The organism is Marivita sp. NO-S04 (assembly GCF_059070475.1).
On record NZ_CM180980.1, the window covers coordinates 1,506,866 to 1,532,977 of the forward strand.

The window sequence follows — 26,112 nt, forward strand, 5'->3', positions numbered from 1 at the left end:
GGTCGCGTCAAAAGACGACAGAATCTGCCGCCCACCGACCATGGCCCGACCTAGAAGAAGGGCTCTCCGATGCGCAATTGCGCCTGCTCATAGGCAACGAGGTCAGACGCAGTGCAGAACCCTGAGTTGCGCGCGGCGTGGCGTACCTTTGTCCCGTCGCGACCGAGAAATTCATAAACCAGTCGCGCAGCGCGCGCGCCTGTGCTGCTTTCCCGTACCGTCCGGACAGTGTATCCGACCCAGTAGTTGTTCTGAAACGACGGTACCTGAGCCAGAAAGTTGAAAGAGGTCGTCAGTGCATTCCGTCGGCTGACCAATCCCGCGACCCCGCCTTCCTGCGCCATCAGAAGTCCGCGAAACTCCCGGTTTTTGGGATATGCGGGCAATCCTTGCTGGGCCATGGCCTCTTTGGCCTCAAAGCCGCGAAGAAAGGTTGCTCCGTCCTTTCGATAGACATACACAAGACCCTGAATAAATTTGACCTCGTCCAGAAAACTTCGACGCACAAATCGGTAAAATCCTGCAGGAAAAATGGTTTCCTGTAATTGTGTGACGCCACGGGATAAGAAACCGTCGATTTCAGGGTGGTTCAACAAGGATTTTGTGCCCAAACCAATATTGGAAAGAGGTTCGAGAATGATCCGCGCATCGACATCAAAGTATTGGCAGATACGAAACAAAACATCTGGTCTTGGAAAACTTTCCCCAGAGAGATATCTGTTGAATTGGGTTCGGTTTATTCCAAGTTCCCGGCAAAGTGCTGAGATTGATTCTGTTGATTTGGCGAGTTCGCGCAGGTTTGCCCCCAGAGTGTTGCGCAATTCAGAAGGGCTTGGGCGTGTCACTTTGATAAGCTCTCGTCGTGAAAATCAGGATCGAAAGGCCATTACTGTTGCTCGTAGATACTCGTCAAAAACCTTGGGTGGCGCTGCCTGATTATGGCCCCGTGCAGGGATGTACTGGCGGAAGTGATGCTAACCAGATACAATGTTGATGCGAGTTCGCGTCAGGGTCAATCACCAATGACACAAATTTTTTACCGCAGACGCACAGTTCGGGATGTCCTGACGCCTGAAAAATTAACACATTAGGCTTCTAAGATGGGGAACCTAACTATGAAACCGCAGAATATGTTCGGTGTTGTGCTGTGGTCAGACACAGCCGCACAAAAAGCTGTGATCTGGTGCGAAGACCAAGGCGAACTTGCTTTTTACACACCGGCAGAGGGGAGCGTTCATGACGCGCCGGTGCTTGATGCAGGTGATCTCATCAGATTTGACATGATCGTGCAGCAGAATGTCAGACAGGCCCGCAATCCGCAGGTGCTGATGGCATCGCATTCGCCCGATCTGCCAAAGACATTGCGCGATGGCACGCCAGCCAGCGCGAATGATGCGCGGCCGCTCAAGGCGCAAAGCACTGATAAAGTCGTTTCACTGTCGCAGTATTTCGGAGTCACAGCGCCCGCCAAGGTGGCCTGTTCCGGATAAAGCCGGGGATGATCAAGTCGGGGGGTATCTCTCCCGACTTGATCTTGATCGTTTCAGACGCCGCGCGACAATGCTGCGACACCCGTTCGTGCAACTTCGACCAGCCCAAGCGGGCGCATAAGGTCCACAAACGCATCGACTTTTTCAGGCGTGCCGGTGATCTGGAACACAAAGCTTTCCAGCGTGCTGTCAACAACCTGTGCGCGGAAGATGTCGGCAAGGCGCAACGCCTCGACCCGTTTTTCGCCCGACCCTTCGACCTTGATCAGCGCCAATTCGCGCTCGACCGATCCGCCTTCGACGGTCAGGTCGTGCACTTCGTGTACGGGCACGATCCGCCCCAACTGTGCCTTGATCTGTTCAATCACCTGCGGTGTGCCGGTGGTGACGATGGTGATCCGGCTCGTGTGCCCGGCGTGATCCACTTCGGCGACAGTCAGGCTGTCGATATTGTAGCCACGACCGGAAAACAGTCCGATCACCCGGGCCAACACGCCGGGTTCGTTTGCAACGAGCACGGCCAGAGTGTGGGTTTCCTGGACGTCGGAAAAGGTCGAACGCAGGTTATAGGCGGAATGTTTGGTCGAACCTTTTTTGATATTCAGCGGAGACATGATCTTCTTCTTTTTCCAAATATGCCGGGGGTGTGGGGGCTGGCCCCCACAAAAAGGGCGATGTGGGGGGCGGTCCCCCCACGGATCAGACCGGCGCGCGCCGGTCTGAAAGCCTAGACCATCACTGCGCCCTTGGTGCCGATGGCGTCCTTGGTATTGGCTTCACCCAACAGCATCTTGTTGTGAGGCTCACCCGACGGGATCATCGGGAAGCAGTTTTCGTGCTTCTCGACAAGGCAGTCAAAGATCACCGGACCGTCATAGTCCAGCATCTCCATGATCGCATCATCAAGGTCGGCCGGATCTTTACACAGGATACCTTTGCACCCGAACGCTTCGGCGAGCTTCACAAAGTCGGGCAGGGCCTCTGACCAGGAATGCGAATAGCGCTCGCCATGCAGAAGTTCCTGCCATTGACGCACCATGCCAAGCCGTTCGTTGTTCATGATGAACTGTTTGACGGGCAGGCGGTACTGTACCGCAGTGCTCATCTCTTGCATGTTCATCAGCCAAGACGCCTCACCCGCCACGTTGATCACCAGCGCATCGGGGTGTGCGACTTGAACACCGATCGACGCGGGGGTGCCGTAGCCCATGGTGCCCAGACCGCCCGAGGTCATCCAGCGATTTGGGTCTTCAAACCCAAGATACTGCGCGGCCCACATCTGGTGCTGCCCCACTTCGGTTGTGATGTAGCGGTCACGGCCCTTGGTCAGTTGCTCAAGCCGATCCAGCGCATATTGGGGACGGATCGCCTTTTCCGATGGCTTGTACTTGAGGCAGTCCACGGCGCGCCATTGTTCGATCTGGTGCCACCACTCTTGCAGGCCTTCTTTGTTGACCTTGCGTCCGCGGGCCTTCCAAACCTTGAGGATATCCTCAAGAACATGGCCTACATCGCCGATGATCGGCATGTCGACGCGGATCACCTTGTTGATCGAGCTGGGATCGATGTCGATATGTGCCTTGCGCGATTTCGGGCTGAACGCATCCAACCGTCCGGTGATCCGGTCGTCAAAGCGCGCGCCCACGTTGATCATCAGGTCGCAGCCATGCATCGCAAGGTTGGCTTCGTAAAGACCGTGCATGCCCAGCATACCCAGCCAATTCTTGCCCGACGCCGGATAGCACCCCAGACCCATCAGAGTCGACGTGATCGGAAAGCCGGTCGCTTCGACCAATTCGCGCAGGAGCTGGCTTGCGCCCGGACCCGAGTTGATCACGCCGCCGCCAGTGTAGAACACCGGACGTTCGGCGACCTCGAGGGCTTCCACCAACTGTGTGATGGTCTCCATGTCGCCCTTGAGTTGCGGCTGATAGTGGCTGACCTTCGCTTTCGCCTTTTCGGTATAAGTACCGGTGGCGAACTGAACGTCCTTCGGGATGTCCACAAGAACCGGACCGGGTCGACCGGTTGTCGCCACATGGAACGCCTCGTGCAGAACGCCGGACAGGGCGTCCGTGTCTTTGACCAGCCAGTTGTGCTTGGTGCAGGGGCGGGTGATGCCAACGGTGTCGGCTTCCTGAAACGCGTCCGAGCCGATCATGAAGGTTGGGACCTGACCAGTGAGTACGACAATCGGGATGCTGTCCATCAGCGCGTCAGTGAGGCCTGTCACGGCATTTGTCGCGCCCGGGCCAGAGGTCACAAGCACCACACCGGGCTTGCCGGTGGCGCGTGCATAGCCTTCGGCAGCATGGACCGCGCCCTGTTCGTGACGAACAAGGTAGTGGCGAATGCCGTTCTGCTGAAAAATCTCGTCGTAAATCGGTAGCACGGCGCCACCGGGATACCCGAATACTGTGTCCACACCCTGATCCTTCAGGGCTTGAACCACCATTTTCGCTCCGGTCATTTGACGTGTCATCGCTTTGCTCCGTTTACAGACACTTCTGTTCGTTACGCGAAAAAAAACCCCCGATGTTTAGTCGGGGGCGCATGGGGACGTGGTCTGGTTCCGTCACCGGCCCATGCGCTCTTTCTCTACTACAATGACTAGCACTCGTGCCATGTCGGCTCCTTCTCGCGTGGGCGGACATTATGTTGAGCCTCCCAGAGGGTCAACATCGAAAACGACGAAAAAAGTACCCGAAGCCAAGAAAATTTTGCCGTTTATTGCTGGACTGACCCGTGTTCTTGAAATTTTCCGAAAAACACCTGCGTGGCGCTGCGCTTTTCTGCTGAGTCGCTGACGGAAGTGCGCAAGTGTTGTGCAAAAACGCGCGGAGATGTGAATTGCAGGTGATCGGTAAGATACAATAAGCTGAACTGGTCGGTTCACTTTTGTCACAGCCGGAGGCGGACATGCTTGGAAAACGCAATTTTCGCGCAGGGGACTTTTCCACCTGCCATGCAACAGTCCTTGTGGGCTTCATCGTTCTTGCGCATGTGTTGGGCCTAGGGGCGGTGGGGCACAAGATGCAGTTGTCCGAAACCGAAAGCGTGAAGCCTTCTGTTCCTTCACATATCTGCCTGCTGCAAGGGGACGGGTCGGCCTTGATGCGGTCTTGTGCAGTACTGATGAACGTGACCCACAAGGGCCCCACGCCCTCGGGTATCGTTGTCTGGGGGCAGGGAACACGCCTTTAACGCTGGGCGTTGCAGGTCTCTTGTGCGCTTTAAGTGTGGCGTACGTTTTGCAAAACCACCTTCAAGTAAGCCGTCCCTCCCCGGCTTCAAGGCTTGGTAGCGCTATCAAGAACTCTGGAAAAAAATCGAGGGATTTCCGCAATTTCTGCCTAAAATTTAAACAAGTGTAAGCACTCTTAATTATTTGCATTCAGTTTTTTTTCTGATTACCGTCCGACCCACTAAATGATCCGCGCAAACAGCGGACTGGCTGTTTTTGTGCATCCAAAACTCAGGGGAGGAAATACATGGATCGTCGTTCATTCTTGCGGACGTCTACTGTAGGGGCAGGCGCTGCTGCTGCCACAACACTTGCGGCACCGGCATACGCGCAGGGCAATCGCACACTGACTATGGTCACATCGGTTCCGGACGGCTTTGCCGTGTTCGACGATGCGGCTCAGCTTGCTATCGACTACATCACTGCCATGACCGATGGCCAGATTTCGTTCAACAAGATGCCTGCCGGCTCGCTTGTTGGCGCGTTCGAAGTGTTCGACGCCGTGTCCTCCGGTCAGGCCGACGTGTATCACTCGGCGGAATACTACTTCCTCAACCAGCATCCGGCATTTGCCTTCTTCACCGCTGTGCCCTTCGGCATGACGGCGCAGGAAATGGCGAACTGGTACTACCGTCGCGGCGGTCAGGAACTGCACGACAACCTGTCGAGCCTGTTCAACCTCAAGCCTCTGATGTGCGGCCAGACTGCAATGCAGCCGGGCGGTTGGTTCAACAAGGAAATCAACTCGGCAGACGACCTTCAGGGTCTTCGCTTCCGTATGCCGGGCCAGGGTGGTCAGGTGCTGGGTCGCCTCGGCGCCTCCGTTCAGAACATTCCCGGCGGTGAAATCTACCAGGCGCTTGCGTCCGGTCAGATCGACGGCGCGGAATGGATTGGGCCGTATGCGGACGAACGCATGGGCTTCCAGGAAGTCACCAAGACCTACTATGCAGCTGGCTTCCACGAGCCGGGTTCGACCCTGTCGATGGTGTTCAACCTGGAGATCTGGGAATCCCTGACACCTCAGCAGCAGACAATCTGTAAGGTCGCTTGTGAAGCGTCGCACGCGCAGAACACCGCGCTGTCGCTGGCCGAGAACGGCGCGGCTCTGGCCCGTCTGCAGGCTGGTGGCGTTCAGGTGCGTCAGTTCCCGAACGACGTTTGGGATGCGTTTGGCCGCGCCGCCAAGGAAGTTCGCGAAGAGAACATGGGCGACCCAATCTATGCCGAGATCGCCAACAGCGTGTTTGACTCGATCAAAGAATCCTCCGGCTGGTATGAGATCGCTGATGGTGAATTCATGCGTCAGCGTAACCGTGTGAACGCAGGCTAATCGACGCCGCGTTTCAGCCCCGCCCGGACAACCTGTCTGGGCGGGGCTTTTCGGCGCTTTATAGACACGCATGATGCCTCGCGACCGGGGCAACAGAGGGGCAGGTTATGGTCGATTTCATCCTTTGGGTGCTACAGAATATAGTAATGGCCCCGTATAATCTGGTCATGGCGGTTTTTAATGCCGGGTCGTGGCTGAACTGGTCTGATCCCGCATCGGTCATGCGCTTCATCTACTACGGCGCGTCCGTCGAATTCTTCTTTGTGGTCTTCACCACCTTCCTGATCCTCACCGTGCTCGGCCTTGCCTGGAAGCGCAGCATCCTTTGGGGATGTGTTCGAGGGCTTGAAGGCATGGCGAACGGGATCGGTCGTTTTGCGGCATGGGCCGGTCTGCTGATGGTCATTCAGCAGGTCATGATCGTGTTCCTGCAGCGTATCTTCCGGGTTGCCTCGATTGAACTGGGACCGTTCGGAACGGCCTTCGCAAAAGACCTCAGCTGGTGGGCCGAGGAGCTCAAGTTTTACAACGCAATGGTTGTGGCATTGTGCGTGACCTATACCTTTGTGCAAGGCGGCCACGTCCGTGTTGACCTGTTTTACTCCAAGGTGAAATACGGCACCAAACGGCTGATCGACATGTTTGGATGCATGTTCTTCATGCTGCCGGCGATCACCATCACTTACCTCTATGCGTGGTTCTTCATGTGGCGCCACCTGATGACGCCTGCGGTGACCGCGACAAGCGATCTGGACCGCATGATCATGCAGTCGCGCATTTTCCGCTGGAACGTGGAAACCATCGGCTTCAGCCCAAATGGCTTTGATGCCTATTTCCTTTTCAAGATCCTGATCGTTGCATTCTGCGTGCTGACCTTCGTCCATGCGATGGCGTTCTTCTGGCGCTCGCTTTTGGAATACATCGAAGGCGAAGAAAGCGACGGCAAGTATCTCGACCGGGACGGCTTTTCCAGCGAAGCAGAAGAAATCGAGCACGCGATCCATTCCGGATCGACCTGAACACATGAACAATACACAAAATACGATGCCTCAAACGGCACATAGCGGGGGGGCCGCATAACATGCTTTTCGGAATGGACGGGGTAGAGGTCGGGATCCTCATCGTTTTCCTGACGCTCTTTGCCGGGATCATGACAGGCTTTCCGGTGGCGTTCGCCATCGCGGGCGCAGGTGTCATTTCCTTTGCCATCATCGCCGCGCTGGACTCAGCCGGGTTGCTGATCCACCAGGCGATCGACAAAGGCTCAGCTGAATTTGCGGCGTTGGTTGCCGAGGGTGTCGCCCGAGACGCGATCTCTGTATTCCGATACCCGGACTTACCGCGCATCGAAGAGCCGGTGTTCCCAGGTGGTTGGGAACAGGCGATGGAGCGCAATATCTCCTTCATCGTGAACCGGATAAACGAACGTGTGATCGCAGGCCAGTCCATTGAAACGCTGCTTGCGGTTCTGATGTTCGTGATGATGGGCATCACGCTGGAACGCTCGCGTATTGCCGAAGACCTGCTGACCTCGATGGCGCGGGTGTTTGGCCCGCTTCCGGGCGGTCTGGCCGTGTCCATCGTCATCGTGGGTGCGTTCCTTGCCGCCTCGACAGGCATCGTGGGCGCCACAGTTGTGACCATGGGCTTGCTGGCCTTGCCCACGATGCTGCGCAACAACTACTCGCCAGAACTGGCGACAGGGGTTATCGCGGCCTCGGGTACGTTGGGACAGATTATCCCGCCGTCCATCGTCATCGTTCTTCTGGGAACCCTTGTGGGGGACCTCTATGCAACGGGACAGGAAACCCGCGCCGTTGTGGCAGGGTGTACCGACGCGTTGACCTTTCTTGGCGAACCTGCCGTTCTGTCGGTGGGCACGCTCTTCCAGGCGGCCCTGTTGCCGGGTCTGTTCCTTGCGTTTCTCTACGGTCTTTACGCATTTGGCTTTGCGCTCCTGCGCCCGGCCAGTGCTCCGCCCGTGCAGTTGGCAGGCGAAAGCGGCGAGGTCGTAACCCGCAATGAAGCGCTGACTTGGTACTTGGCGGCACCGGTTGGCCTGATCCTCGCGATCTCCATCGGCTTTGGCGCGGGGCTGATCGGCAACCAGACCATCGCGGTCTCTGACTACGCCGAACGCGCTGACGGACCAAGCCTGCGAACCAACGTATCCGAGCAGTGTCAGGCCTCCATGATCGAGCTTCATGGCCAAGAGGCGTGGGACGCATCGGTTGCGCAACGCGCAGCTATGACCGCAGCCGGTGATACTGGCGAGGTCGTGGAACTGACCGAAGAAGAGCGTGCGGCGGCGTTGATTGAAGCGCGTGATAACATCTCCCCCATCGGGTCAGGTGTTGCTACGGTCTTCACACTGCTGGCGCTTGTGCTCATTCTGGCGCGCGGCGTGTCGCCGTCCTCGGAAACGCTGCCGTTGATAGTCGGGGGCTTGGGGATTGTCCTTGCGTTCCTTTGCGACGTGATCTTCATCTCACCGCTCAGCGGCGCCGGGGCGACCTTCATGATCCTCGCGATCCCGATGCTCATGACGATGTATGGCGTCTGGATCGCGATGGGACGATTGTCGCAGAACGAACTTTTGCGCGTCGTCTTCCCGCCGTTGATCCTGATTGTCGCGGTGCTTGGTTCGATCCTTGGCGGGATCACCAACCCGACGCCCGCGGCGGCTTTGGGTGCAGCTGGTGCGATCATGCTTGCGGCCTATCGGAAGCTCAAGGAAGAGCAGGGCGCAGCCAAGATCATCATCTGGGCGTCCTTGGCCTTGATCATCATGATCCTGCTCGGTGTGAACTTCGATCTGCGCATCACGCGCGAGAGCATCCCGCTCGAGGATTGGGTGGCATATGTTCTGGCACAGATCGCGTATCACTTCGCGTTCTTCGGTCTGCTGTATAGCTGCTGGGTTCTGTTCCGGACCAACATCCTTGGGCCCGTGGTGCGGGAAACTGCGAAAGTGACGTCGATGGTGTTCACCATCCTCATCGGTTCGCAGCTTCTCAACCTCGTGCTGATCTCGTTTGGTGGTGAACACTACATCCAGCAATTCCTGCGGTCCTTCGACAATGAAACCATCGTGTTCCTTGTCGTGATGTTGATCCTCTTCGTGCTGGGCTTCGTGTTGGACTTCCTCGAGATCATCTACATCGTGGTGCCCATCGTTGGACCCGTGATCTATGGTGGGACGCTTGATCCGGCATGGGTGACGATCATGATCGCGATCAACCTGCAAACATCGTTCCTCACGCCACCCTTTGGTTTTGCGCTGTTCTACCTGCGCGGTGTGGCGCCGAAAGAGGTGACGACCGGACATATCTATCGTGGCGTGATGCCCTTTGTGGGCATCCAGGTGCTGGGCCTTGCGTTGCTCTGGCTATTCCCCGGGATTGTCACGATCCTACCGGACCTGATCCAGAACTGATCCAGTCACCAAAAACACAAAAAGGCCGCTCGTCAGAGCGGCCTTTTCTGTTCGCGCACAAGCTCAATCTTCGTTTGGATCAGCTTCCGCATCTGCTTTGGTGTCATGTTCGGTGCCGGGCTCGTGTTCGGGTGGCGAATAGGTTGTGTAAAGACGCATCATCCCGGTTCCGGTGTTCTTGAAATTGTGGAACTTGCCCGAGGGAACGATCGCCACGTCACCGGCAGAGATCTCCATCTCGTCATCGCCGATCTTCGCCTTGCCCATGCCGTCGATGAAATACAGCAACTGGTCATGACCTGTGTGGGTCTCCCCACCAATCTCGCCGCCTTCTGGAATGGCCATCAGCACAAGCTGCGTCTTGTCGCCTGTCCAAACCACCTCGCGGAACTTGTCGTTGCTCCGGGCCATCTTGGCGATTGGCATTACCAATGTATCGTGTTCAGACATCTCGGTCGCTCCTTTGTCTTTGCGAGAAAGGAACGCATGAGGCTTCGAACTGTTCCGAACGAAGAGCCTTGACAGGCGGTAGGGATCAGCTGCGCAAATCGGGAAGCGAGATATTCGCGACCTGTTCGGCAATCGGATCCGTCGACATAGGATGGATGTCCGCCGAATAACTGTCGGGCTTGCGGAACGGTTCCCATCCTCCGTGGCGGTACAGTTCAAGCCCCGAAAAGGCCGACTTATACCCCATTTTGGTGCTGCCCGGCACCCAATAGCCCAGATAGACATAGGGCAGCCCAGCCTCGCGCGCGATCTCGACATGGTCGAGGATCATGTAGGTGCCAAGGCTCTGCGCTGGCACGTTGGGCGAATAGAACGAATAGACCATGCTCAACCCATCATCGAGCACGTCGGTCAGGCACACCGCCTGCAACTTGCGACGTTCAGGGTCGGAATATTCGATCACCCTCGATCGGATGGGCGTTTCCTCGACCATCGCGGCAAAGTCGAACACGTCCATATCCGCCATGCCACCATCGGCGTGCCGCGCATCCAGATAGCTGCGAAACAGATCATACTGATCCTCGGTGGCCCAAGCGCTGCTGGCATGCCGCCGCAAATGCGCATTGCGCTTGATCGTCCGTTTCTGGCTGCGTGACGGGCGAAACGCGTCAACCGAGATCCGCGCCGACAGGCAGGCCGAGCAATCGGAACAAGACGGTCGATACAGCACATTCTGCGAACGACGGAATCCCTGCTTGGACAAGCTGTTATTCAGCTTGTCCGCGGCCTCGCCCTGCAGGGCAGTGAACAGCTTGCGCTCCATCCGACCGGGAAGGTACGGACAGGGCTGGGGCGCAGTAACATAAAACTGCGGCGCAAGTGGCAGCGAGTGACGCATCGTAGACTCTTACTTCGGTATGAATGGACCGTAGCCGAAGGTTTCTTTTCAGCCAACCCCCCAGAAACGGGGAATCACCGTTCCAGTATCAGCCGACCATTGTTGATCTCAAGACGGGCAAACCGATTGAGATACTCCATGCCCAATAGGGACTTGCTCATTTCGCCCTCGTTCACGAAGGCCCGCACATCCCGGTCGTGAAATGGCCCAAGTGCGACATCGGCCAGCCTGACTGGTGCAGTGCGTACAGGGCCGTTTGCGGTCATGGCTTCAGTATAGAAGATCACATCTTCTTCCTTCAATCCGACCCGTGCCGCGTCTTTCTGTGTCAGCACCATACTGGTTGCACCGGTGTCGACCACAAAGCGCACCGGCGCGTCATTGATCTCGAGCGTCAGGTAGTAATGTCCATCGGGTCCGCGCGGCACTTCGATCCGCCCAGTCTCTGACATGACAAGTTGCTGTGGCTGCACGGTCTGTCGGATGTCGCCCCAAAGACCAACAGCGGCGATCACACCAAGAAAGATCAGCCCCCACACCGCGCCTTGTTGCAAGGTCTTGTTCAGGCCTTGCCGGTTTTGAACAAAAAACCAGAACACGATCACAGCGCCCAACAGCACCAGATAGGCCAGATTGCCGTACTCCATCGCTGACATTGTCGATCCTTACTCCGTGATACTGAACATGTAGGTCGGCGCGGCACGCTTGTGTAGGGTCTGGGCCTAGCTGCCAAGCGCCAGCCCGAATCCCCGGATGCCGTCCAGAACGAACTGCACGGAAAGTGCCGCCAGCAACATTCCCAAAAGCCGCGTCACCACGACAATCCCGGTCTTGCCCAAGGCGCGTTCAATAATCGGTGCGCTAAGGAATAGCAGGAAAACGATCATCAGCACCCCCACCATGACCCCAAGTACCGATGCCATGCCCACAGCGCCCTCGGCCTGACCGGCCAGAAGGATGATCGAAGCGATAGCCCCCGGACCGGCAATCAAGGGGATCGCAATGGGAAACACGGACGGATCAGGTGCATCATCCACATCGGCCTGATCCTCGCGCCGTTTGGTCCGCCTCTCGAACAGCATGTCGAGCGCTGTCAGGAATAGAAGAATACCACCTGCGATGCGAAAGGCCGGCATGGAGATGCCGATGAAGCCCAAGACCTGCTCGCCCAGGAAGGCGAACAGGAACAACAGGCCAGCGGCAATCACGGTGGCGCGAATGGCAATGGCCCGACGCTGCTGCGCCGTCATGCCGGGCGTCAGGGCAATGAAAACCGGTGTCAGGCCAATCGGGTCAATGACCACAAATAGCGTGACGAAAGCGGAAATAAGAAAAGCGGTGTCCATGCCGGACCGCTACAGCGCGCACCTTGCGGTGACAACCCGTTTGACGATTAAAAGCTCAGGCGTTTTCGGCTGCGTCCAGTTTCTCGGCCGCGGTTTCCCAAAGCGCCTCGGCGCGCCGCAAGCCATCCATGACCTCGGCGTATTTCTTATTCCAGGTCTCAAGCTCACCTTTTCGGCCCGGCTCGTAAAGCGCGGGGTCCGCCAGTTTCTTGGCCAACGTCTCGCGCATCTGTTCGATCTTCTCGACCCGCGCTTCGCATTTGCGCACCTCTGCCCGCAACGCCAGCATCGTGTCGCGGTCGGGCCGGGCAGGGCGCGCAGGTTTCGGCTTTTCCGCCTTCAAAGGCTTGTCCGAAGCCAGCAGCATAGCGCGGTAATCGTCCAGATCGTCCTCGTAGGGCGTGACATTGCCGTCTTTGACCAGCCAGAGCCGATCCGCCACCATCGACAAAAGGTGCATGTCGTGGCTGACAAGGATCACCGCGCCGGAATAGGCGGTCAGCGCCTCGACCAGCGCCTCGCGGCTTTCGATATCAAGGTGGTTGGTCGGCTCGTCGAGGATCAGCAGATGTGGCGCATCCAGCGTGGCCAAGAGCAGCGACAGACGCGCTTTTTGTCCACCTGACAGCTTGCCCACCACGGTGTCCGCTTGCGCCGCCATCAGGCCAAAACCCGCCAACCGTGCCCTGTGTCGTGTCGGCATCTCATTGGGCCGCACGCGCCGCAGGTGATCAAGCGGCGTTTCGTCCACGTGCAACTCGTCCACCTGGTGCTGTGCAAAGAACCCGATGCGCAGTTTGGACGACCGCGTGATGCGCCCGGCCATAAGTGGCAGGCGGTCCGACAGCAATTTGGCCAGAGTCGACTTGCCCTGACCATTCTTGCCCAACAGCGCGATCCGGTCGTCCTGATCAATGCGCAGGTCCAGCTTTCGCAAGACTTCGGTCTCGCCATATCCGGTCACACCGTTTTCGACCCGGATGATCGGCGGCGACAGCTCGTCGGGCTGCGGAAAGCTGAAGACCCGCTTGGCGATTTCCTCGGGCGCACTGACCATGTCCATCCGCTCGATCATCTTGAGCCGCGACTGCGCCTGCTTGGCCTTGCTGGCCTTAGCGCGAAAGCGGTCGACAAAGGATTGCAGATGGGCCACGCGTGCCTGCTGCTTCTTGGCCACCGCAGCTGCTTGCGCCCGTCGTTCTGCGCGCTGCCGCGCAAACTGGTCATAGGGACCTTGGTAAAAGCTCAGTTGCCGCTCTTCGAGATGCAGAATCGCGCCAACGGCCCGGTTCAAAAGACCCCGGTCGTGGCTGATCACGATCACCGTGTAAGGATATTTCGCCAGATAGCTTTCCAGCCACAGCGCCCCTTCCAGGTCAAGATAGTTGGTTGGTTCATCCAGCAGCAGCAAGTCGGGCTGTGCAAACAGCACCCCCGCCAAAGCCACGCGCATCCGCCAACCACCCGAGAAAGCAGAACAGGGCATGCGCTGTTCATCATCGTCGAACCCAAGGCCCTTGAGAATTGCAGCCGCCCGTGCCTCCGCCGACCACGCGTCAATATCGGCAAGCCGCGTCTGCACCTCGGCAATACGCGCACCATCAGTGGCAGTCTCGGCCTCTGCCATCAGCGCGGCACGCTCGGTATCGGCGGCCAGCACCGTGTCGATCAGCGACACCGACGACCCTGGCACCTCCTGGCTCACCCCGCCGACACGGGCACCGCGCGGCACTGAAATCGCACCGCCCTCCAGCGCCAATTCGCCCCGGATCAACCGGAACAGCGTGGTCTTGCCGGCACCATTTGGCCCGACAAGGCCAACCTTGTGCCCATCGGGAATAACGGCGCTGGCCCCTTCGAACAAAGGCCTGCCGTCAACTGCATAGGTGATATCTTCGATCTTCAACATGGCACGCCCATAGCAACGCCCGGCAAGACAAACCAGCACCCTTCGCTTCTTTGGGCGAAAAATACCTCGGGGGTTCGGGGGCAGAGCCCCCGTAAGCCCCGTCAGGGGCTTTCCAACGCCAAACCCCCATGCTAACGGGCGCTTCAAAGATAATCCCAAACCACGGAGCGACCACAATGGCCCTCGAACGCACCTTCTCGATCATCAAACCCGACGCAACCCGCCGCAACCTGACTGGCAAGATCAACGCCAAGTTCGAAGAAGCAGGCCTGCGCATCGTTGCGCAAAAGCGCATTCACCTGTCCAAAGCGCAGGCAGGCAAGTTCTACGCCGTGCATGCCGAACGCCCGTTCTATGACGAACTGTGCGAATTCATGGCGTCCGAGCCGGTCGTTGTGCAGGTTCTCGAAGGTGAAAACGCCATCGCGAAAAACCGCGAAGTCATGGGCGCCACCAACCCGGCCGATGCTGCCCCCGGCACCATCCGTGCAGAATTTGCCGAATCCGTCGGTGAAAACTCGGTTCACGGCTCCGACGCACCGGAAACCGCAGCAGAAGAAATCGCATTCTTCTTCTCGGGTCTCGAACTGGTTGGCTAAGCCAACCGTCACAGACGCACGACATGTAGGCCGGGCATCAGCCCGGCTTATTTTTTGGGGACAACCCCGATCTGATCCAGAAACTGCTCGATGCCCGGTGGCATCCCATCAGTGCTGCCTGCCACCTCTGCCTTGATCGCATCGAACCGCACCCTCAGGGCTTTCTTCTCGTCGCCCTTGCAATCGTTCCAAGGCCGCCCCTGAAGCCCCATCACCAGCACGTAATAGCCGATGAAATGGGGCCGCATGCCCGACAAAAGCAAACGCCGATAGGCCTCGTCCGCGCCCATATCACGCAGTGCTTCAGCTGATGTGATACCCGCCTTGGCACAGGCGGCATCCATCGCAGGCCCCAGATTGCGGATCGACGAGACCGGCTCGGACATCATCTGGCCTTGGCGAGTGCTGACGCGAAATCGCACAGAGTGCGCAGCGCTGCTTCGAACCGGCTGTCCTCCTGCGTCATCGCCACCCGAACATGTCCGGCGGCAGATCGACCGAAACTCTCTCCTGGCATGACGGCGATCTGATGCGCATCAAGCAACGCAAAGGCGAACTCTTCACCATTCATGCCGGTCGCGCGCACATCCAGCATCACGTACATCGCGCCTTGCGCGGGAATCATCCGCAAAACGGTCTGTGATGACAGAATCCGCTCGACGATAGCCCGTCTTCGGCGGAACGGTTCGGCAACTTGCGCTTCCAGCGACACGCCGGTCCGCAAGCCGAACAGCGCCGCGTCCTGAATGTAGCCGGGCACGCCATAGGTCGTGTTGGTCGCCAGATCGATCAGACAGGTGATCGCGTCTTCCGGCCCGACGATCCAGCCGATGCGGCTGCCGGTCATGGCGTGGCTCTTCGACATGGAGCCGATCACCAGCGTGCGCTCGGCCATGCCGGGCAGGGCGCGGGGGCTCAGATGTGCACCGTCCCAGACCTGCGTATCATAGACCTCGTCCGAGATCAGCCACATGTCCCGTTTGGTCACCACCTCGGCAATGCCTTCCAGCGTGTCGCGCGGATAGACCGCCCCGGTCGGGTTGTTCGGCGTGTTGATCAGCAGCGAAACTGCCCCTTCGCTTGCTGCCTCAAGCACATCGCGCTGCGGAAGGAACCCTTGCGAGGACCGCGTCGGCACGGTCCGTGGCACCGCTCCGACCGAGCGCAGCACGCCGGGATAGGTCGCGTAGTAGGGATCGACAAACAGCGCCACATCGCCCGGCATGCAGACTGCCATATGCGCCGCGAAAAGCCCGGCCTGTCCCCCGGGTGTGATCAGAACGTTTTCGCGTCGGGTCCGTACGCCGGACTGCGTTTGAATGCGTGCAGCAACTTCATCTCGTAACGCACTGATTCCCGGAACAATTGCGTATCCCGTATGTCCGCCCGCTGCGCTCTCGTACATGGCCTTCAGAATCGATGGATCGGTGCGGACGTCGTGCTCTCCAATGGTCAGCTCGGTCACCGGAACCCCATCGGCGATCATGGCGCGGGCACGGTAGAACACGTCCCAGCCGTCTGATCCGTCGCCATTCAGGGTGGTGATACGGTGTGACAAGGCTGGCATGGTGGTCTCCGACTGATGCTCCCCAACTCCTGCCAGAGCCTAAGGCCCAAAGTCCAGATCGAAGCGCCAACATCCTTCGAAGGATGTTGGCCACGCGGTTTGAAAATCGCGTCACAAAGCCGTTTCGAAACGGCTTCCCCGCAAATCCCTTGACCGGACAGCCCGGACGGGTCTAACTGCGCCCCAATGACCAATATCGCAACTCTCATTTGCTGCATTATCCGCTAATCCATCTGGCGGGCCGGTCTTCTATTCCCATATCGAAGTGAAGTTGCTACTCCCGCCGCGAACCCGGCCCGCGAGGAGCATCCATGACCATTTGGCTGACCAACACCGCCACCCGCAAGAAAGAGGAATTCACCCCTCTCGATCCGCAAAACGTGCGGATGTATGTCTGCGGGCCAACAGTCTATGACCGCGCCCATCTGGGCAACGGGCGGCCGGTGATCGTGTTCGACGTGCTCTACCGTCTGTTGCGCCACACCTATGGCGCGGATCACGTGACCTATGTGCGCAACTTCACCGATGTGGATGACCGGATCAACGAGACGGCGCAAAAGCGCCGTGAGGCCGGGGCCAATGGAACGCTCGAAGAGCTGATCCGCGAACGCTCGGACGAGACGATCAGTTGGTATCACGCCGACATGGATGCGCTTGGCGCATTGCGCCCAAATCATGAGCCCCGCGCGACCCAATATATCGACCAGATGATCGCGTTTATCGAAGATCTGATAGCGAAGGGGCACGCCTATGCCGCCGAAGGTCATGCGCTTTTCGCGGTGGATAGCTGGCCCGAAGGCTATGGCAAACTGTCGGGCCGTTCCGTCGATGACATGATTGCTGGAGCGCGGGTTGAAGTGGCCCCCTACAAGCGCAACCCGATGGATTTCGTGCTCTGGAAACCGTCGACTGATGATCTGCCCGGCTGGGACAGCCCATGGGGCCGGGGCCGCCCCGGCTGGCACATCGAATGCTCGGCCATGGCGCAGGAGTTGTTGGGCGATACGTTCGACATCCACGGCGGCGGCAACGACCTGATGTTCCCGCACCACGAGAACGAGATCGCGCAGAGCAAATGCGCAGGCCATGGCTTCGCGCGCTACTGGCTGCACAACGAGATGCTGCAGGTCGAGGGCAAGAAGATGTCCAAGTCTCTGGGCAATTTCTTCACCGTGCGGGATTTGCTGGATCAGGGCGTGCCCGGCGAGGTGATCCGGTTCGTGTTCCTGTCGACGCATTACCGCAAGCCGATGGATTGGACGGAGAAGAAGCGCGAAGAAGCCGAGGCGACGTTGCGCAAGTGGCGGGCTATCACGAATTCAGCGGAGCCGGGCGGCCATATCTACAATTCTGTAAAAGAGTTGATATCGGATGATCTGAACACCGCTGGTGCATTGAACGAACTTCGTCATGCAGGAAAAGAAATTCTTTCAAGGCAGTCGAACGAAGTAACGCAAAGCGAGATAAACAATTTCGCAGCTTCCGCACGTTTTCTCGGTCTTTTGGAAGATAGTGCGAATATGGGCGCGTGGGTTTTCGATGGAGTTGTCGAAGAATTGGCTGCCAAGTCCCTCTTGGAAGCATTTGCCAGCCGGTTGGAAGAACTGCGCGAAACCGCGATGCAAACCAAGGACTTCTCCGCTGTCGATGCGATGAAAACCGCGCTGACCGCGGCCGGTGTCGAAGTGCGCATGTCCAAGGCTGGTGTCGAATTGGTCCCGGGAACGGGTTTCGACGCGGCAAAGCTGGAGCGCTTGTAATGGCGCTCCGCTCGAACCACTGCGCCCGGCGGCACGCCGGGCCGCGCCCGACCCTCCCCCCGGGAGGGCGCATTGACTATCCGTGCGCTCCAAACCAACGGCATGCGTGTGACGCTGCCTCGCACCGCTCGAACGACAGATGCGCCCACCCAGGGTCGGGCGCGTCCCTAACTGCGGGAAAGACCCCATGACCAAAACCCGCCTGACCCTCTACGACACGACCCTCCGCGACGGGCAACAGACGCAAGGTGTGCAGTTCTCAACTCCCGAGAAACACCGCATTGTCGAGGCGTTGGATGCGCTTGGCATCGACTATATCGAAGGTGGGTGGCCGGGGGCGAACCCGACGGACAGCGCTTTCTTCGAAGAGGTCGGCCACACCAAAGCCACCGTCACCGCCTTTGGAATGACCAAACGCGCGGGCCGCTCGGCCGAGAATGACGACGTTCTGGCAGCGGTCATGAACGCGGGCACGAAGTCGGTCTGCCTTGTCGGCAAAACCCACGATTTCCACGTCACCGCAGCCCTTGGCATTGCGCTAGAGGAAAACGTCGAAAACATCCGCGCCTCCGTCGCGCATATCGTGTCCCAGAAACGCGAGGCGCTGTTCGACGCGGAACATTTCTTCGACGGCTACAAGGCCAATCCCGATTATGCTCTGACCTGCCTGCACGCCGCATTTGACGCAGGCGCGCGCTGGATCGTGCTCTGTGACACCAATGGCGGTGCGCTGCCCAGCGAAGTGGGGCGCATCACAGAAGCCGTCATCGCCAGCGGCATCCCCGGCACTCATGTGGGCATCCACACCCACAACGACACAGAAATGGCCGTGGCCACAACGCTTGCCGCTGTCGACGCAGGCGCGCGGCAGATTCAGGGCACGCTGAACGGCCTCGGCGAACGCTGCGGCAATGCGAACCTCACATCGCTAATCCCGACGCTGCTGCTCAAGGAACCTTACGCCAGCACGTACGAGACCGGCGTGACACTGGAAGCGCTGGAAGGCATGACGCAGATCAGCCGGATGCTGGACGAAATCCTCAACCGCGTGCCGCTCAAACAATCCGCCTATGTCGGATCGTCCGCTTTTGCCCACAAGGCCGGGCTGCACGCCAGTGCGATCCTGAAGGATCCAACGACTTACGAGCATATCGACCCCGCACAGGTGGGCAACCGCCGGGTGATCCCGATGTCAAACCAGGCGGGACAGTCGAACCTGCGCCGCCGACTGGCGGAAGCGGGAATCGAGGTGCCGGACAAGGACCCGGCCATGGCCCGCATCCTCGACCGCATCAAGGCGCGCGAATCCGAAGGCTATTCCTATGACACCGCGCAGGCGAGTTTCGAGCTTTTGGCGCGGGACGAACTGGGCATGTTGCCCGAGTTCTTCGAGGTCAAACGCTACCGCGTGACGGTGGAACGGCGGAAGAACAAGTACAACAAGATGATCTCGCATTCCGAAGCTGTTGTTGTGGTCAAGGTGGGCGATGAGAAGAAGCTGTCTGTCAGTGAGTCGATGGACGAATTGGGCAATGACCGTGGTCCCGTGAACGCGCTGTCCAAGGCGCTGGCCAAAGACCTTGGCCCGTATCAGGCGATGATCGACGACATGCGGCTCGTGGACTTCAAAGTGCGCATCACCCAGGGCGGAACCGAGGCCGTGACCCGCGTCATCATCGACAGTGAAGACGGGCAGGGACGGCGCTGGTCCACTGTTGGCGTCAGTGCAAACATCATCGACGCGTCGTTCGAGGCATTGCTCGATGCGGTGCGTTGGAAGTTGGTGCGGGACGCCGCCCCGGCATGAGCTTTGACGCCGATCTGATCGCTTGTGCGAAACTGGTCGAGAAAGGTGATCCGGATCGGTTCGCCGCGACGATGGCTGCACCAGTTGCGATCCGTAAGGTGTTGTTTCCGATATATGCTTTCAATGTCGAGGTGTCCCGCGCCCCTTGGGTGACGAAAGAGGCGATCATCGCCGAGATGCGTCTGCAATGGTGGACCGACGCGCTGGAAGAAATTGCCAGCGGTGGTCTGGTGCGGCGGCACGAGGTGGTGACGTCCTTGGCGCATGTGCTGGACGCGACCGCCGCGCACGAACTGCAGAAGGCGGTTCAGGCGCGGCTTTGGGACGTTTATCGCGATCCGTTTGAAGATCAGGCGGCATTTTCAAAATATATCGAAGACACAGCAGCGTCCCTCTTGCGCGCGGCATCGCAAAGTCTGAGTGGCACCATGCCACAAGCACTGACCGATCTGGGGTATGCCAGCGGCCTCGCGCAATTCCTGCGCGCGGTGCCAGAGCTGGAAAGGCAGGGGCGCAGGCCACTGGTGGATGGACGGCCTGAGGCGGTGCGCGACCTTGCCGAACAAGGATTTGACCGTTTGGTAAAATCCCGGCAAGCGCGGTCAACGATCCTGGCAGAGGCGCGTCCCGTTACCCTTGCTGCGTGGCAAGCAGAGCCGATCCTTAGACAGGCCAAATCCGACCCGCGCCTTGTGGCGGACGGTACGCTTGGCATGTCTGAAGCGTACAAGAAGCTGCGCCTGATGTGGTACGCGGCAACCGGACGCTGGTAAGTCAAAACGCCAGCGCCAGGCTGCATCCCAACCCCGTCGCCACGATATCCGCCGGGTCGGCCTTGTCATCTATCAGTTCCTTGAGCACCCCGACACCAATGGCCGCCAGACAGCCCGCTGTCGCGTTGCCGGTTTCCTGCGTCACGATATGCGACACCGCCGCACCGGCGGCGAAATGCGCGGCTTTGTCATAGTGCTGGCAGGCGGCGAGCAGGGGCAGGGCGAGGATCAAACATCGAGGCATGGCAGACACCGTTCTGGTGGAAACTGCCAGTCAATCTGAGCCTAAACTCTGAAGAAGGTCTTAAGCCCGACCGGACCCTTAAACCGTGCGCTCTTTCGACTGGAACATCAGCCAGATCAACGATCCACCCGCCAGCATCAGGAACGGTGCCATGGCCATGTTCACCGCACTCCAGCCTTCGACCGGAGTGCCGCCCGAGCAGTTCAGCAATCCGCCCGAGGCCAGTGAGGCCATTGTCACACCGCCGAAGACCAGCACGTCATTCATGCCCTGCACACGGCCCCGCTCGTGCGGTTCATGTGCGGCGGTCAGCATGGCGGTGGCTCCGATGAAGCCGAAGTTCCAGCCAAAGCCCAGCAGGATCAGAGCGATGTAGAAGTTCTCAATGGCGACGCCATGCAGCGCAACCGCTCCCGCAGCAGCAAGGATTACCAAGCCTGTTGCGACGATCTTTTCCACGCCGAAGCGCACGATCAGATGCCCGGTAAAGAACGACGGAATGAACATCGCCAATACGTGTGCCGACACGATATCGGCGGCGTTGTTGGCAGTGTAGCCACATCCCACCACGGCCAAGGGCGTCGACGTCATCACGAGGTTCATCAGCGCGTACGTGACCATCGCGCAGATGATGGCGACGGCGATGCGGGGTGTCTTGAGTAGCTCCATCCGGGTGCGGCCCTTGGGATCGTCGGCTTGAGGCGCTTTGGGCTTGGGAATGTCGAGGAACAGAAACAGCGTTGATCCGATCACGTTCAGCACGATCACCGCAAAGTAAGTGCCTAGGAACGGTACGACATACCAATCGGCGGTGGCTTTCACCAATTGCGGGCCTAGGATGGCGGCGGCCAATCCGCCTGCCATAACATAGGAAATCGCTTTGGGGCGGTATTCATCTGTGGCGGTGTCGGCGGCGGCAAAGCGGTAAAACCCCTGCGCCGACATGTAGATACCTGTCAGGAAACTGCCCAAGAGAAAGACCGGGAAGGATGCGATGTAAAGCCCGTATGCCCCGATGGCCCCGCCCAAAGCACCGCCTAACGCCCCCACAGCGAACCCGGCGCGGCGGCCGTATTTCTGCATGAAGGCCGAGATCGGCGTCGCGGTTGTCATTGACCCCAGAACGATCAGCGAAATCGGCAGAGTCGCAAAGCAGATGTTCGACGCCAGCGATTGCCCCGCCAAACCACCCACCGTGAAAAGCATCGGCATCTGTGCGCCCAAGATGGCTTGGGCCAAGACCAGAACAAACACGTTGCGCTTGGCGCGGCGGTTTTCTGTGGCGTCGTCGGGGGTGGCGTGGTCAACTGTGCTCATGACAGCAGCCGTAGGTCCAAATTCAATTTCCTGCAAGTGTGCGCAACGCTCCGTGGCGCTTTGTCCCGTGGTTTTGTAAGCGATTGCCGATGAGGGATTTTGACGGCTCCAATTCCGCCCGGCATGGGCAGGTGGTGATCCTTGGCGGATCAGCCGAAGCGCGTGATCTGGCGATGCGGCTGGGCGGCAGATCACGGCTGTGGTTGCCTGCCCGCGATCGGGTGACCGGGCAGGGCGCATCGGATCATGCGACACTGTCAGAGCTTGCCCAGACAGCGGATGCGCTTGTTCTGGCACCACATCCCTGTGATGCCGCGTCTTTGCAGTTGGGCGCGCGCGTTGCGGCGCAGGCCGGTGTGTACAGCCTGACCGTCGCGCGCCCGACATGGCGTCGGACATCCCGCGACAAGTGGATTCCGCTGCGATCCGCACGAGAGGCAGCGACCCGCATTCCTTCTGGTTCGCGGGTTCTTGTGACCCTTGGCCGACAGGCGTTGCCTGACTTGCGTGCTTTGCGTCATGTGTATCTTTTCGTGCGGCAATTGACCGACCACCGCGATGCGTTTCCCTTGCTCAATGGCCGTTACCTGCACGGAACCGCCCCTTTTTCCGTGGCGCAGGAAATCGCGCTTATGCGCAGGTTTCGGATCGACGCCGTGCTGACCCGCAATGCAGGAGGGCCGGGCGGTTGGCCCAAGATCGCGGCGGCGCGGGCGCTGGGGCTGCCGGTCTACATGGTGGCGCGACCGCGTAGCATAGCGGGGCCGGTGGTGCCGTCGGTCGATGACGCTTTGAACTGGTTGGAGACACGGCTTTGGTTGGACGCCTGATCGAAACAGAGGCCTGTGTGGCCGAAGGTGCGGACTGGCTTGCCAAGACCGAGCCGCGCTTTGCCCATGCGTTGGAGCAGACCGGAGAACTGCCCCTACGCCGCAGGCCTGACGGGTTCGCGCAACTGCTTAGTGCGATTGTCAGCCAGCAGGTCAGCGTCGCATCGGCGCGCGCGATTTGGGCCAAGCTGGAAGATGCAGGTGCTGTGACACCAGACGCTGTGCTGCGCTTTGATCAGGATGGGTTGCGCGATCTGGGCCTTAGCCGTCAGAAGGCGCGCTATGCTTGTGCCTTGGCCGAGGCGGGGATCGACTATGATGCGCTGCGCCATGCCTCGAATGACGAGGTCATAAAGACACTGACAGCGGTTACCGGCATCGGCATCTGGACGGCCGAGATCTACGCGATGTTTTCGCTGGGACGTGCCGATGTGTTCGCACCCGGTGATCTGGCCTTGCAGGAAAGTGCCCGGGTTTTGTTCGATCTGCCCGAACGGCCCAAGGAAAAACCGCTGCGCCAGATGGCCGAGGCGTGGAGCCCGTGGAGATCGGTTGCGGCGCGTGCGCTCTGGGCCTACTACCATGTGGCAAAAGACCGAGAGGGGATCGCATGACACGGGTGTTGAACGCAGAGCGCAAAGACGCGGTATCCGGGGAAACCCGTTCGGCAGTGGTGTTCCTGCACGGCTACGGGGCCAACGGGGCCGACCTTTTGGGACTGGCCGATCCTTTGGGCGAACACCTGCCGGACACGATGTTCGTGGCCCCCGATGCGCCCGAAGCCTGTGCTGGTGCGCCGTTCGGATTTCAGTGGTTCCCGATCCCGTGGATTGATGGCTCCTCTGAGGAAGAATCGATGGCGGGCATGGCGCGCGCGGTGGATGATCTGAACGCGTTTCTCGATGCGCTGATGGTGGATGAGGACCTGTTGCCGGAACAGGTGGTTTTGTTCGGCTTCAGCCAAGGCACCATGATGGGGTTGCACGTGGCGCCTCGTCGTGAAGACCCGATTGCGGGAATGGTGGCGTTTTCGGGCCGTCTGCTGGCGCCCGAGTTGTTGGCCGACGAGGTCGAAAGCCGGTTCCCGATCCTGCTGGTGCATGGCGATCAGGACGATGTCGTGCCGCCGCAATCGCTGCCCGAGGCCGCTGATGCGCTTCAAAAGGCCGGCTGGGAAGACGTCTATGCCCATATCATGAAGGGCACCGCGCATGGTATCGCGCCCGACGGCCTTTCGGTGGCTCTGGCCTTTATGCGGGACAAGTGCAACCTCTGACCGGGTTTACGCCAGACCTTCCACAGCATCCGCCAATTCAATGAAGTCGGGATAGCGCGCGACGAAATCCGCGTGTTGATCCGGAAACCGTTGCGCAAACAGGTCCAGATGTGCGCGGCATTCGGCATCGCGCCCCAACCGACGGCTAAGCCAGATGCAGCGCACGATGGGACGCTGGTCTTTCGGGCGCAGCGCGATCTTTTGCCGGAACCCGTCATACATGCCGCCCAGATCGCGGCTTAGATGGCATTGGTGAATATAGAGATCCAGCAACCGATCCCTGTGTTGCGCCGGAGCCTTATCCAGCGCGCGCAGCGTCTCCCCTTTGAGATCGCGCGCGGATAAATCGAAATAGAACCGGTTTGCCACCAGATCGTCGATCAGTTGATGATAGCGGTCCCGGTATCTGTCGAAAGAGTAGTACTCCACTGACGCGGCACAGCCTGACGCATATCGGTCGCGGTCGGCATGGACCTTAAGGATGGCCGCTGCGATTGCATCGATATCTCCGGGTTGCACCAATTCGCCATTCTCGCCGGATCGGATCAACTCGCGCGGGCCGTAATCCACATCATAGCTGATGACTGGGCAGTCGCAGGTCAGCGCTTCGAGTAGGGCCAAGCCGAAGCCTTCCGTCATTGTCGGTGCAAGGGAAAACAGGCTTTGGCTGAACACCTCGGGTGCGTTTGCCGTATGCCCCATCAATCGCACCCGGTTTCCGCAATCATGGTGGTCAATCAACTGTTGCAACCGGGCCTCGCCCAAACCTGCACCATAGATCAGGTAATTGGTGTCGGGGATCAGATGCATGATCCGGACAAAGGCCTCGATACATTGGTGGATCGGTTTTCCCGTTAACTCCAACCGGGACACAGTGCAGATGTCCTTGCGGGGCGCGCCGGGTGTTGCCGCCGCATCGGTATAATGCGGGATCACCCGCACCGGTGTCGTGTGCGCCAGTTCGGTATCCAATCGCTGCTTGTGGACATGGGTCGCCGTGATGATCGCGTCACCGTCGAATGCTTCGATCAAGCCACGTGACCGGGGCACGATCTTGCCCGTTGGGTTGCGGTGATCGGCGTGCAGGAACAACACCTTTCGCGCGGGGATCGGGTGGGAAAGATGAGACGACGTGATACCGTCGATGAACACGATCGCATCTTCCGGAAAGTACCGGTGCACCAAAACACGGTGGTGGATGATCTCGTCGGAATAGGTTTGGCCCAAGCCGAAATACTCGACCTCGATCAACCGGCCGTGTTCGCGCCGCGTGCGGCAAGCGGGGTGCCCCCCGACAAAGGCCACCTTGTCGACGAACCCATCGCCAAAGGCTTCGCGGCTTTCGACCAGCGCGTCGTCAAGGTATTTCAACCGGATGTCACGTTCGGGAGCGGTCAGCAGGTGCCGGGTGGTCAGCACACCGGCAATAGTGTGTTCTTTGCTGTCCCGCATCACTGGAACGCCATTTCGTAGATAGATAACGCGTTCTTTGCTGCCGCGTTGAGACCGGGTGTCGTCCCAATCAGGCAGGGATGGCCCGTCCCGCAGTGTCGTCTGGGGCGAGACGCACAGTTCGTAGATCGACTGATGTGCAATCCTTGAGTCCAGCAATCCGGACGCGACGAGCTCTGCAAAGGCGATCTTCTGATTGCAGCCGTGTTGCAGATTAAGAAGCGTGACCTTGGTGTCGGCTTTGTTTGCCAGAAGGTTCATCCGCGTGAAAACCGCGTTGATCTTGCCACCGCCCACGCTCGCGCCCAGCTTGGGCACGATGCAGATGACATGGGCGCTGACAGGCTCGGACATCGGGGGCGGGTCTTTTTTCTGCTCTTT

At 59.2% G+C, this 26,112-nt stretch carries 25 protein-coding genes; 12 read left to right on the top strand and 13 right to left on the bottom strand.

Annotation, left to right across the window (positions count from 1 at the left end; genetic code table 11):
* Positions 1–50 precede the first annotated feature (50 nt).
* Entirely contained in the window at positions 51–845 is a 795-nt protein-coding gene (locus ACK3EW_RS07990) for a helix-turn-helix domain-containing protein (protein ID WP_493809159.1), read from the bottom strand.
* Positions 846–1,115: 270 nt separating this feature from the next.
* On the opposite strand from ACK3EW_RS07990, the gene ACK3EW_RS07995 reads away from it, so the two are divergent.
* Positions 1,116–1,490, top strand: a complete 375-nt coding sequence (locus ACK3EW_RS07995) for a hypothetical protein (RefSeq protein WP_493809160.1) — start codon at positions 1,116–1,118, stop codon at positions 1,488–1,490.
* A gap of 53 nt (positions 1,491–1,543) precedes the next feature.
* Here the strand turns inward: ACK3EW_RS07995 and ilvN are convergent, their stop codons facing one another.
* Together ilvN and ACK3EW_RS08005 are read right to left on the bottom strand one after the other, a co-directional pair.
* On the bottom strand, positions 1,544–2,104 hold the full coding sequence (gene ilvN, locus ACK3EW_RS08000; protein WP_085630119.1) for an acetolactate synthase small subunit: 561 nt from the start codon (positions 2,102–2,104) through the stop codon (positions 1,544–1,546).
* Positions 2,105–2,217: 113 nt separating this feature from the next.
* Complete coding sequence (locus ACK3EW_RS08005; protein ID WP_493809161.1) at positions 2,218–3,972, bottom strand: acetolactate synthase 3 large subunit; 1,755 nt, start codon at positions 3,970–3,972, stop codon at positions 2,218–2,220.
* Positions 3,973–4,409: 437 nt separating this feature from the next.
* On the opposite strand from ACK3EW_RS08005, the gene ACK3EW_RS08010 reads away from it, so the two are divergent.
* From ACK3EW_RS08010 to ACK3EW_RS08025, 4 genes are all read left to right on the top strand, one after another.
* A complete protein-coding gene (locus ACK3EW_RS08010) occupies positions 4,410–4,694 on the top strand; it encodes a hypothetical protein (protein ID WP_493809162.1) in 285 nt (94 codons plus the stop codon).
* A gap of 287 nt (positions 4,695–4,981) precedes the next feature.
* Positions 4,982–6,067: a TRAP transporter substrate-binding protein gene (locus ACK3EW_RS08015; protein WP_493809163.1), complete on the top strand. Its 1,086-nt coding sequence runs from the start codon at positions 4,982–4,984 to the stop codon at positions 6,065–6,067.
* A gap of 107 nt (positions 6,068–6,174) precedes the next feature.
* Positions 6,175–7,086 (top strand): TRAP transporter small permease subunit, encoded by a 912-nt coding sequence (locus tag ACK3EW_RS08020; protein ID WP_439120804.1) that lies wholly within the window; start codon positions 6,175–6,177, stop codon positions 7,084–7,086.
* 62 nt (positions 7,087–7,148) lie between these two features.
* The gene (locus ACK3EW_RS08025) at positions 7,149–9,503 is read left to right on the top strand and encodes a TRAP transporter large permease (protein ID WP_493809164.1); all 2,355 of its coding nucleotides are present in this window, start codon (positions 7,149–7,151) and stop codon (positions 9,501–9,503) included.
* A 63-nt stretch (positions 9,504–9,566) separates the two neighbouring features.
* On the opposite strand, the gene ACK3EW_RS08030 is transcribed toward ACK3EW_RS08025, so the two are convergent.
* From ACK3EW_RS08030 to ACK3EW_RS08050, 5 genes are all read right to left on the bottom strand, one after another.
* On the bottom strand, positions 9,567–9,953 hold the full coding sequence (locus tag ACK3EW_RS08030; protein WP_439120802.1) for a cupin domain-containing protein: 387 nt from the start codon (positions 9,951–9,953) through the stop codon (positions 9,567–9,569).
* Between the two features lie 85 nt (positions 9,954–10,038).
* The gene (locus tag ACK3EW_RS08035; protein WP_493809165.1) at positions 10,039–10,851 is read right to left on the bottom strand and encodes an arginyltransferase; all 813 of its coding nucleotides are present in this window, start codon (positions 10,849–10,851) and stop codon (positions 10,039–10,041) included.
* Positions 10,852–10,925: 74 nt separating this feature from the next.
* Positions 10,926–11,507 (bottom strand): retropepsin-like aspartic protease family protein, encoded by a 582-nt coding sequence (locus ACK3EW_RS08040; RefSeq protein ID WP_439120801.1) that lies wholly within the window; start codon positions 11,505–11,507, stop codon positions 10,926–10,928.
* Positions 11,508–11,573: 66 nt separating this feature from the next.
* Entirely contained in the window at positions 11,574–12,197 is a 624-nt protein-coding gene (locus tag ACK3EW_RS08045) for a MarC family protein (RefSeq protein ID WP_493809166.1), read from the bottom strand.
* A 55-nt stretch (positions 12,198–12,252) separates the two neighbouring features.
* Positions 12,253–14,106, bottom strand: coding sequence for an ABC-F family ATP-binding cassette domain-containing protein (locus ACK3EW_RS08050; protein WP_493809167.1), 1,854 nt, complete (start codon positions 14,104–14,106; stop codon positions 12,253–12,255).
* Positions 14,107–14,282: 176 nt separating this feature from the next.
* On the opposite strand from ACK3EW_RS08050, the gene ndk reads away from it, so the two are divergent.
* Positions 14,283–14,705, top strand: a complete 423-nt coding sequence (gene ndk, locus ACK3EW_RS08055) for a nucleoside-diphosphate kinase (protein WP_085630097.1) — start codon at positions 14,283–14,285, stop codon at positions 14,703–14,705.
* 47 nt (positions 14,706–14,752) lie between these two features.
* Here the strand turns inward: ndk and ACK3EW_RS08060 are convergent, their stop codons facing one another.
* Both ACK3EW_RS08060 and ACK3EW_RS08065 read right to left on the bottom strand, forming a co-directional pair.
* On the bottom strand, positions 14,753–15,091 hold the full coding sequence (locus ACK3EW_RS08060; RefSeq protein WP_439120798.1) for a TfoX/Sxy family protein: 339 nt from the start codon (positions 15,089–15,091) through the stop codon (positions 14,753–14,755).
* Positions 15,091–16,272, bottom strand: coding sequence for a pyridoxal phosphate-dependent aminotransferase (locus ACK3EW_RS08065; RefSeq protein ID WP_493809168.1), 1,182 nt, complete (start codon positions 16,270–16,272; stop codon positions 15,091–15,093). The genes ACK3EW_RS08060 and ACK3EW_RS08065 overlap by 1 nt, the downstream gene beginning before the upstream one ends.
* A gap of 311 nt (positions 16,273–16,583) precedes the next feature.
* On the opposite strand from ACK3EW_RS08065, the gene cysS reads away from it, so the two are divergent.
* From cysS to ACK3EW_RS08080, 3 genes are all read left to right on the top strand, one after another.
* On the top strand, positions 16,584–18,032 hold the full coding sequence (cysS, locus tag ACK3EW_RS08070) for a cysteine--tRNA ligase (RefSeq protein ID WP_493809169.1): 1,449 nt from the start codon (positions 16,584–16,586) through the stop codon (positions 18,030–18,032).
* A 187-nt stretch (positions 18,033–18,219) separates the two neighbouring features.
* Complete coding sequence (gene cimA / locus ACK3EW_RS08075) at positions 18,220–19,839, top strand: citramalate synthase (protein ID WP_493809170.1); 1,620 nt, start codon at positions 18,220–18,222, stop codon at positions 19,837–19,839.
* Positions 19,836–20,612, top strand: coding sequence for a squalene/phytoene synthase family protein (locus ACK3EW_RS08080; RefSeq protein ID WP_493809171.1), 777 nt, complete (start codon positions 19,836–19,838; stop codon positions 20,610–20,612). Before cimA ends, ACK3EW_RS08080 begins: the two co-directional genes overlap by 4 nt.
* A gap of 1 nt (position 20,613) precedes the next feature.
* On the opposite strand, the gene ACK3EW_RS08085 is transcribed toward ACK3EW_RS08080, so the two are convergent.
* Together ACK3EW_RS08085 and ACK3EW_RS08090 are read right to left on the bottom strand one after the other, a co-directional pair.
* The gene (locus ACK3EW_RS08085; RefSeq protein WP_493809172.1) at positions 20,614–20,856 is read right to left on the bottom strand and encodes a hypothetical protein; all 243 of its coding nucleotides are present in this window, start codon (positions 20,854–20,856) and stop codon (positions 20,614–20,616) included.
* A gap of 78 nt (positions 20,857–20,934) precedes the next feature.
* On the bottom strand, positions 20,935–22,173 hold the full coding sequence (locus ACK3EW_RS08090; RefSeq protein WP_493809173.1) for an MFS transporter: 1,239 nt from the start codon (positions 22,171–22,173) through the stop codon (positions 20,935–20,937).
* A gap of 89 nt (positions 22,174–22,262) precedes the next feature.
* Here ACK3EW_RS08090 and ACK3EW_RS08095 point away from each other — a divergent pair, with 89 nt between their 5' ends.
* Genes ACK3EW_RS08095 through ACK3EW_RS08105 form a run of 3 tightly spaced genes read left to right on the top strand, consistent with a single transcriptional unit; the run spans position 22,263 to position 24,279 of the window.
* A complete protein-coding gene (locus ACK3EW_RS08095) occupies positions 22,263–23,003 on the top strand; it encodes a precorrin-6A/cobalt-precorrin-6A reductase (protein ID WP_493809174.1) in 741 nt (246 codons plus the stop codon).
* On the top strand, positions 22,988–23,617 hold the full coding sequence (locus ACK3EW_RS08100) for a DNA-3-methyladenine glycosylase family protein (RefSeq protein WP_493809175.1): 630 nt from the start codon (positions 22,988–22,990) through the stop codon (positions 23,615–23,617). The genes ACK3EW_RS08095 and ACK3EW_RS08100 overlap by 16 nt, the downstream gene beginning before the upstream one ends.
* Positions 23,614–24,279, top strand: a complete 666-nt coding sequence (locus ACK3EW_RS08105) for an alpha/beta hydrolase (RefSeq protein WP_439120410.1) — start codon at positions 23,614–23,616, stop codon at positions 24,277–24,279. The genes ACK3EW_RS08100 and ACK3EW_RS08105 overlap by 4 nt, the downstream gene beginning before the upstream one ends.
* Before the next feature lie 6 nt (positions 24,280–24,285).
* On the opposite strand, the gene ACK3EW_RS08110 is transcribed toward ACK3EW_RS08105, so the two are convergent.
* Complete coding sequence (locus ACK3EW_RS08110) at positions 24,286–26,085, bottom strand: glycosyltransferase (RefSeq protein WP_493809176.1); 1,800 nt, start codon at positions 26,083–26,085, stop codon at positions 24,286–24,288.
* Positions 26,086–26,112 lie beyond the last annotated feature (27 nt).

Bases quoted from the DNA above. Each gene is read 5' to 3' on its own strand.
- ACK3EW_RS08030 (WP_439120802.1), bottom strand. From the start codon at position 9,953: ATGTCTGAACACGATACATTGGTAATGCCAATCGCCAAGATGGCCCGG.
- ACK3EW_RS08065 (WP_493809168.1), bottom strand. From the start codon at position 16,272: ATGCCAGCCTTGTCACACCGTATCACCACCCTGAATGGCGACGGATCA.
- cimA (WP_493809170.1), top strand. From the start codon at position 18,220: ATGACCAAAACCCGCCTGACCCTCTACGACACGACCCTCCGCGACGGG.
- ilvN (WP_085630119.1), bottom strand. From the start codon at position 2,104: ATGTCTCCGCTGAATATCAAAAAAGGTTCGACCAAACATTCCGCCTAT.
- ACK3EW_RS08050 (WP_493809167.1), bottom strand. From the start codon at position 14,106: ATGTTGAAGATCGAAGATATCACCTATGCAGTTGACGGCAGGCCTTTG.
- cysS (WP_493809169.1), top strand. From the start codon at position 16,584: ATGACCATTTGGCTGACCAACACCGCCACCCGCAAGAAAGAGGAATTC.
- ACK3EW_RS08020 (WP_439120804.1), top strand. From the start codon at position 6,175: ATGGTCGATTTCATCCTTTGGGTGCTACAGAATATAGTAATGGCCCCG.
- ACK3EW_RS08010 (WP_493809162.1), top strand. From the start codon at position 4,410: ATGCTTGGAAAACGCAATTTTCGCGCAGGGGACTTTTCCACCTGCCAT.
- ACK3EW_RS08035 (WP_493809165.1), bottom strand. From the start codon at position 10,851: ATGCGTCACTCGCTGCCACTTGCGCCGCAGTTTTATGTTACTGCGCCC.
- ACK3EW_RS08040 (WP_439120801.1), bottom strand. From the start codon at position 11,507: ATGTCAGCGATGGAGTACGGCAATCTGGCCTATCTGGTGCTGTTGGGC.
- ACK3EW_RS08090 (WP_493809173.1), bottom strand. From the start codon at position 22,173: ATGAGCACAGTTGACCACGCCACCCCCGACGACGCCACAGAAAACCGC.
- ndk (WP_085630097.1), top strand. From the start codon at position 14,283: ATGGCCCTCGAACGCACCTTCTCGATCATCAAACCCGACGCAACCCGC.
- ACK3EW_RS08045 (WP_493809166.1), bottom strand. From the start codon at position 12,197: ATGGACACCGCTTTTCTTATTTCCGCTTTCGTCACGCTATTTGTGGTC.
- ACK3EW_RS08080 (WP_493809171.1), top strand. From the start codon at position 19,836: ATGAGCTTTGACGCCGATCTGATCGCTTGTGCGAAACTGGTCGAGAAA.
- ACK3EW_RS08060 (WP_439120798.1), bottom strand. From the start codon at position 15,091: ATGTCCGAGCCGGTCTCGTCGATCCGCAATCTGGGGCCTGCGATGGAT.
- ACK3EW_RS08085 (WP_493809172.1), bottom strand. From the start codon at position 20,856: ATGCCTCGATGTTTGATCCTCGCCCTGCCCCTGCTCGCCGCCTGCCAG.
- ACK3EW_RS08025 (WP_493809164.1), top strand. From the start codon at position 7,149: ATGCTTTTCGGAATGGACGGGGTAGAGGTCGGGATCCTCATCGTTTTC.
- ACK3EW_RS08005 (WP_493809161.1), bottom strand. From the start codon at position 3,972: ATGACACGTCAAATGACCGGAGCGAAAATGGTGGTTCAAGCCCTGAAG.
- ACK3EW_RS07995 (WP_493809160.1), top strand. From the start codon at position 1,116: ATGAAACCGCAGAATATGTTCGGTGTTGTGCTGTGGTCAGACACAGCC.
- ACK3EW_RS08095 (WP_493809174.1), top strand. From the start codon at position 22,263: ATGAGGGATTTTGACGGCTCCAATTCCGCCCGGCATGGGCAGGTGGTG.
- ACK3EW_RS08015 (WP_493809163.1), top strand. From the start codon at position 4,982: ATGGATCGTCGTTCATTCTTGCGGACGTCTACTGTAGGGGCAGGCGCT.
- ACK3EW_RS08110 (WP_493809176.1), bottom strand. From the start codon at position 26,085: ATGTCCGAGCCTGTCAGCGCCCATGTCATCTGCATCGTGCCCAAGCTG.
- ACK3EW_RS08105 (WP_439120410.1), top strand. From the start codon at position 23,614: ATGACACGGGTGTTGAACGCAGAGCGCAAAGACGCGGTATCCGGGGAA.